The sequence below is a fragment of the Myxococcales bacterium genome (assembly GCA_012513515.1).
In the GTDB taxonomy this organism is placed as follows: Bacteria; UBA10199; UBA10199; order 2-02-FULL-44-16; family JAAZCA01; genus JAAZCA01.
Genome location: JAAZCA010000028.1, coordinates 1 through 7,410, shown reverse-complemented (window position 1 = coordinate 7,410; position 7,410 = coordinate 1). Strand labels below are relative to the sequence as shown.

Sequence of the window (7,410 nt, the reverse complement as noted above, 5' to 3'; positions counted from 1 at the left end):
GCATGGCTGCGGATGCGGTTGCAGGTGACTCTTCAGTCTAACTAACTGAAAATTAACGTTAAATTGGTCGGGCTGCAACTTTGCCCTCGGCATCCCTTCCGGCGTCGGCTCCCAGATCGCGGGCGGGTGAAAAAAAGTAGCTCCATTTTTTGTAGCAACTTTTTGGGGGAAAGAGGCGATAAGTCAGCAGTATTTTACACACGATATTGGAATAGGGGAAAAATATGGCACACGGCTCTATTGTATACCCGTCTGCACAGATGGCGATGCCGATGTCGACGTTTTTTTTCGCGCACCCTCTTTCATCTGCCGTCGCGGGCGATCGAATTGCGGCCGCTGCTACAGCTGACTTCTTCAGACTGATTGCAGTGGGCGATATCCATTCCAAATGGTCGGCTGTAGAGCAGATCATGGGGCATGAATTTAGAAACGCCCCGGGCGTTATCCTGTCCACAGGCGATCTCGTTGCTCCCCCGAAGATCGAAGATCCTCATCACATGTTTTTTGTCCACGGCAATCATGAAAGTTCGCGCCTGATAAGCGACATGAGAAGCGATGCGCGCAACCGTAACATGACGACGCGCGAGGCCCTTCACAGGATATGTCAGCGCTGTAATCTCAAGATGGATCAGGTCTCTATGCCGGCTTCCGTTGTCCCGTCAGGAGCAGGCGGATTTAACATCGAGCCGGGCCCGAGGCGCATATCGATATCAGACATAACGCCCACGCAGGAGCTCGTTTTCACGGATACGGTCGGCGACTACATAAACGGCGACCCAAGAGGCGCGGGCAAACCCCGCCTCATGCTGATAGAGGGAAAGATATATGTGGCGGTTGGACATCATCGTATAATGGCCGAAATTCTCAAGGGCAACACGGAAGTCGACGTAATAGTAGAGACCCAATCCGAAGAAGAAAAAAAATTAGGCCTTGTACCTGTGCCGCATACGAGGCATCCGAACCTGTCGTCGTGGGGGCAGATCATGTGGCGACGCGGCACGAAGGAAGGCCGGCTCGAACGGTCCCAATACGGAAATTATCACCCGATCTTTTCGGGAGAAACTATCATGCTAGGCGGGCTGCGGATCGCAGGCATTCCGGGTGTTTTTTCAGAACATCTTCACGAACAATCCGCGAATGCCCCGCTCAAATATTTCACCGCAGAAGACGTACTAGCCATGATGTCGCTGCCCAAAAACATCGACATACTTATGATGCACGATGCCCCAAGCGGAATAGGACTTACCGATGGGGATAGGGAGATGGGCAGCCCAATTCTTCGCAGCATAGTGGAATACTTAAAGCCGAGGCTCGTCCTGTTCGGCCATCATCACAGGTTCCATTTCGGGCGCATCGGAGAAACGCGCGTAATAGGGCTTGACTACCCGCACAGATCGTATCTCACGATAGACTTCAACCCGAAAAGCGAGAGCATGCGTATCATGAAGACGGACTCCGTCATGTCGGACATGAAAATCGGCTACCAATATGCGTGGCAAGGTGGTATACAGGCCGAACCGAAGCAGGTGTTTCACAGGAGAATACCGATGGGCAGGGAACAGGAGATATTCGAACAAATCAAGTCCATGAAGGACGATCTTCATGCGAGGGTGATGTCATTCGTTGCGCCGCGGGTGCCGAATACTGTACCCGATCTTGCGGACGCGATAGACATGCGTGCGGGTCTCGCCGTGAACACCGCCATAAAGGCCGCGGCCAGATACGCGACGAGGATTGAAACGATCTCTCAGCGCGACGTGAAATCGAGAAAGGCCCTAGCCGACTCCATCTACGAAGAGATGTGCGGCAGTATAAAATCACCTCAAGCCTGCGAAGAGATTCTCTTCTCGTTTCAGGAATGCCTTAAGGCCCTTGGCCTCGTCTGGGAAGGAACAAAACCGCTCGTCCACTGACTTGTCACATCGATAAAAGAAATCATGCGGTTTCTGTAGCCGGTCTCACTGGGCCCCGCTTTCAGGCGACATCGACATCTCGCTGTAGATTTTCGAAGAGATCCACCATGCCTCTTCGGGTTTTGGGAAAAATCTGCTCGCATCGGTCATGAACGAAAGCTGAATCTCGCGGTCGAGCCCGATCTGCATGGACTCGTCGCACAGGTGCCCGTACGCCTCTCTTACTGGCGCGTCCGTGTTGAAAATGGTGAGCCTCCCGCCGGCCAGACCCATGCCGTCCTCGAGTTTGTCGGCGCGCGTGTTCTTGATAGTGCGACCGTCCTGATCTTTCCTCCTCTGCCACCACTGAAGGCCGTCGGGCATTGTCGCATCGATCAAATCCAGATTCGCTTCGCCCAGCATATCTTCCACGAAAGGCCTCAACATATCTATCGTGGCTTTTCTCCCCTGAATGTTTTCGCGCTCCCTCTGGGTTTTCGCGCTTTCAGCATCCACGCCGACGGATTCGAACCACCTGAGAGTTGCTGCGGCAGCGGTCCTGTAATTCACCTTGTAGTCCCCCTTCTGCTTCCCCATGTGCTCCATGATATACTGCACCCTCCCTACGTACATATGGGCGAGCGTTTCCGGTTGCACCACGACCGCGATATCGATATCGCTCTTCTTGCCGGCCTTTCCTTCGATCGTCGGGTTCGCCTCCCAGCAATAGGGGCTTCTCGCCGGATCGCTCTTGTAGCCGGTTACGGAGCTGCCCTGTATGTAAACTCTTACGCCCGTGTCGTACACGGGGAAGCCCAGCTCTCCCATGAACACCATAAGGCTTCTCTGGAAGGAATCGAACTGTGCCCTGTTTTCAAATCCATAGGGTATCTCGATGCCGTAGCCATAAAGGCTGCGCATTCCCTCGACACCAACGAAGTCCTGCATCTCCTGCATGCCCCAGTCGCGCTCGTGGCGGAGCCGACGAAGCAGGTTCTTCTGCTCCCTAAAGTCGAAATCCTCGAGCTTCTTGCCCGGATAGCGGCTTACAAGCACCGCATCGACATCGGTCTGCATTTCGGTGTTGAGGCTTTTCCTTCTTAGTTCCAAAGACCTTGCGGCGCCCTCGACGAAATATACGGTGCCGCCTTCCATAGCCTTAGAATAGACGCCGTTGCCCTCGTGAACGACTCCTTCACTCTTCGCTATGACTTCTCGAAGGGTTGTTCTGTCGGCTACGATTACCTCCGGAGATGCCCTGTAAAGGCGCATACCCTCCGCCTCTTTTGCGGCACCTACGATGCCCTCCGCCTCTGCCGCCTCGCTTCTGGCCGTAGCCAGCTCCTCAGCTGCAACAACTTCCGGAGGCAGGCCTTCCATGAACGCGAGCCTTTTGTGCGCATATTCCTCGTATCTGGCCAGAAGCAGGCTGTAGCCCTTCGCGCCTTTTTCCCCCTTGGCCCCGAGCCTCTTGACGAAGAAGGCCTCCATGTCTGCCGCTATCTTTGCGCCTTCGGCCTCTATAGCCCTGTACTCGCCCGCGCGTTCTCCAAGCGCAATATCCCTCACCCTGCCATCCGCCAACTTGGTGATGGGCCTCGTCGCCATACCGCCGAGCCTCAAACAGCAAAGGAATATGAGCTGTTCGTGAACGGCCTCGGGATCGATCGCCGCGTCGATAGAACCTCCCACATCGCCGGTCCTTATCGATTCCTGAATCATGTTCCAAGCGATGAACGCCACGTTTTCAGCGCTGAACTCTCCGAGATGATAGACGGCCCGCCTGAATGCGGCGGCCTTTTTGAGCCAAGCTCCGAAGAGTATGTCACCTTCTACTGCGGAAAGTGGACGTCCCATCTTCGATTCCATCGATCTTATAACAGGGGATTTCGCAAGCGCGCGAAATCCACCAACGGTTCCGCGAAGGAATCCGAACATGAGTATTGTCATCGCAAAATCGAAGGTATGTTCTCCGAAGCCCCTCGAGCCCCAGCCGCCCTGTCGGCTAACCCCCGACATCAGCGTATTATTCATGATGTGGAACATCGAACCCTCGGCCGCAATCTCGGCCATGAATATTCCCGCCCTGCTCCATTTAAGCGTTTCGGCGAGAGTTTTCGCGACACCCCCCATGACTCCGCACGCTCCAGCAGAAACTATCGTGACGGCGATGGCTATCGCGGTATCATGCGCTGCATCCGAGTTGGCCTTCCGCGCGCGAAGCCCAGAATAAAGGGGGGAATTGAGAACCGTGATGTAGAGCGCCTGCGCCTCTTCGAAACTGCCAGTCTCCGCCAGCCTTTTCGCCTTCTGAAGAGCTTCGATGGGCCCGTCGAAGGCCACAGTCGAGGCTCCCGTGGGAACAACCCAGAATATAGTCTTCGTTTTGTCCTTCATCTTGCTAAGTTCTTCGATGTTCCTGTTGATAAACTCCAGCTCGCCCTCGACAGCCCTCTGCACTGCCTTTCTGTCGAGCGCCCCGTAGAAGGCATCGAGCGATTTCGCGACTTTTCCGGCCTCCTCCATTCCATCCGCGAATGGCTCGATCACCTCCTTCATCTCCTTACTCTGCGCATCCTGCTGACGCATCGCCTGCATCTGGTAGGCCATCTGCATCTTCATGATCGTATATTTCTGGATCTGCAGCTCGACTATAAGGTCCTTGAGGCTATCAAGCTTCTGGGCCGGAGAGAGCGATTCGTTGTCTCGTATCCCTTTGATCTTTCCCGCCAGATCCGCGAGGCGCGAACCGACCATCGACGCCTCGCCCGGTGACGAATCCTGCCAGTACGGGCGCGGATACACTTCATCGCTGTCGTCCACGGTGTAGCCATAGTCGGCGAAGTTGCGGCTCTCGATGCTGTCCATCCTCACGTCCTGAACCTGACTCTTCCCTCCATTCCGACCGGAAAGCATGTCATAGTATTCCGCCACCTCCGTATCTTCTGTATCCGTGGCTACGGCGGCCGCCTGCGTCATTGCATCGTCGATCTGGGCGGCCATCAGTTCCGCAAGACCGTCTGCAAACGCCGCCTGTTCATCGCCGCTTCTATGTTTCAGGAAGTAATCCACAAGACCCGTACGCATCGCCTCAAGGTCGGCGATCTCATGCGCATGGATGATCGAATCCTGCCTCTTTCTCTCTACGCTAGCCCTAGCAATCTCCTCGTTCGATAGAAGCCTCGTCTCGTCCAATTTTAAAATTTCGTCAGCAAGACTTTCAAAATCGAAGCCGTCGAGGATGTCCGATTCCCTTTTGACATCAGCGAGAATACCTTCGAAGTCGATCCTTCCATCACTCGCCTTATTTACGACATCCTCATCGAAGACGGCGCGATGCATGGCTGCAAACGCGGCGGCTTTGTCATGACTGAGTGAAGCGATGTGTCTGTAGAGAGGGCTTTTGCTTATGTGATCGATCGGAACCCGTCCGGTCCAATAGAAAGGGTTGTTTCCTTCGCTATGTTTGAAGCTAAGGTTGAAGGGCGCGTAACCGTACCTTATCGGCAGCGGAGCGAGTTTGCGGAGAAACTCTGCCGTATCCATCCGTCTTGCCAGATGAGCCGCATACTTCCCAGCGGCATCTACCTTCCATCCGAGCGTTTTGAGAACGGATTCATAGCCTTCAACTCCAGTCAGGATATCGTCTGCCGTCAATGCTACGTCCGCCTTCAGTCGCGCTATGAGCATGCCTCCGGCGTCGCCCTGCCCCCCGGGCCCGGACTTCGATGGATACTCGAACTTCATCGAATCGAGTCGTCTCAGGAGCCACACCGCCTCCTCAGCAGCAAAGATCCTCTTTTCAAGATCATGAAGCAGGGGCATATCACCGGTTGATAAGGCCGCTGCGAGCGAAGCCTCGATGTCCTGAATCGAGTCGCGCAGCACATCTACCGCTACCGCAAGCTCGTCGCTCGAGGAAACATCCACACCTGCCAGAAAAAGGGATGTGCCGCGGAGCATAGCTCGAGCGAGGCTTAAGTCACGCTTGTCGTCTAGGGAAAGATCTTCCTCTGAGGACTGCGGAGCTGGCGTGGCTTTACAGCCGAAGCGCGAAATGGAAAGGGGATTCGCGTCCAGAAATGACGGGGCCCATGATGTGTATGAACACCCTGAGGAACTATCCTGTAAAATGCTCTGATCAGGTACAGCAGCGAATGGCGACATCTCTGAAGCAGATAGGAACGGATCGTCGGCGCATATGCCGGAATCGATCGATAGCGGTCGCTCTTTCACCGATTGGATTTCGCCAGCTGACAACATCACTGCCCCCAAGGTCTGCATTAAAAAAACGCGCAGGAGGACCTTCCGCCTACATATCGGCATGGCTCAGCCCCGATGTTGCGTTTGATGGCAAACCCATACAAAACGTTACACCTAATACATTGATATAATTAGATTTTCGGAGGAGCAAGAAATCGGGATATTGAAGGAACTGGAGACAGGGATCAAAGCCGGGGAATTATCCCGAAAGCACGGAGTTAGTGAAAATAGTATTCGATACTGGCATCGTAAATACGGCGGAATGGATATATCAGAGGCAAAGCGTCTCAAGTGCCTAGAGGATGAAAACAGGCGTTTAAAGCAAATCGTGACGGATCAGGCGCTTGAGATCACAGCGATCAAGGATGTTCTATCAAAAAACTGGTACAGAGAAAGGGGTATGGTCAGTGTCCTCGGGATTATGGATTGACAGGAAGTTTTTTGATGAAATAAGTTATTCAAGACTAACTTATAGGCAGGAACAGCGGGAAACGTTATGGTATCGGCATAAAGCGAAAGGAGAGATAAGGTGGATCTAAGTGAAATAATATCGAGGCACGAAGAAGATCATGTGGGAAAAACCGAGGCCAAGTGTGAGGAATATGCTGCAAAAGGGATGTTTGGAATTACGAGCGAGTCTTTTGCCAAAAGATGCGAAGCCATGTTTCCTGACAAATATGTTGCCGACTATACAGGAAGGCGACGCGTCAAATTATGGCACGTCGGTAGAACGTGGTCGGGACGGTGGTCTAACCTATGGCGGTGGTCTAACCTATGGCGGTAGCCTTATAATTCCGAGAGCCCGGAATTCGGCGAGCATTGCGGGACAAAGGCTGTAATCATCGATATTACAGCTTTTCTCGTTCTAACTTATACGAGGGGAACGTAGACACCTCTGGTGGGTGGAATTTCGGGACATTTGAGGGGATATCGGGGCGTCGGCGTGACGGCACGCCGTCATCTGAAAATTATGAATAAAAATCATAAAGGAGCATGTAAAAAGTTGGCGTAATTGCGTGATCCTACACATACGTTTCTTTTTCAGAAACAATGAAAGCCTCCACCAATCCGATCATAGATAGCGGACAACACTTTTGAATACGAAGCTAAAACGTATTAGATAAAAGCCAGCGAGGATCGGGCCTCCTGCAAGTCCGGGCATGGCTGCGGATGCGGTTGCAGGTGACTCTTCAGTCTAACTAACTGAAAATTAACGTTAAATTGGTCGGGCTGCAACTTTGCCCTCGGCATCCCT

The 7,410-nt window shown here is 53.4% G+C and carries 3 protein-coding genes; 2 read left to right on the top strand and 1 reads right to left on the bottom strand.

The features are described from left to right. Positions 1-224: 224 nt before the first annotated feature. Positions 225-1,913, top strand: a complete 1,689-nt coding sequence (locus tag GX659_05425) for a hypothetical protein (protein NLD28229.1) — start codon at positions 225-227, stop codon at positions 1,911-1,913. Positions 1,914-1,958: 45 nt separating this feature from the next. Here GX659_05425 and GX659_05420 read toward each other — a convergent pair whose 3' ends face one another. Continuing rightward, positions 1,959-6,155, bottom strand: a complete 4,197-nt coding sequence (locus GX659_05420) for a hypothetical protein (protein ID NLD28228.1) — start codon at positions 6,153-6,155, stop codon at positions 1,959-1,961. A gap of 163 nt (positions 6,156-6,318) precedes the next feature. On the opposite strand from GX659_05420, the gene GX659_05415 reads away from it, so the two are divergent. Beyond that, entirely contained in the window at positions 6,319-6,585 is a 267-nt protein-coding gene (locus tag GX659_05415; protein ID NLD28227.1) for a transposase, read from the top strand. Positions 6,586-7,410 lie beyond the last annotated feature (825 nt).

Bases quoted from the DNA above. Each gene is read 5' to 3' on its own strand.
- GX659_05425 (NLD28229.1), top strand. From the start codon at position 225: ATGGCACACGGCTCTATTGTATACCCGTCTGCACAGATGGCGATGCCG.
- GX659_05420 (NLD28228.1), bottom strand. From the start codon at position 6,155: ATGTTGTCAGCTGGCGAAATCCAATCGGTGAAAGAGCGACCGCTATCG.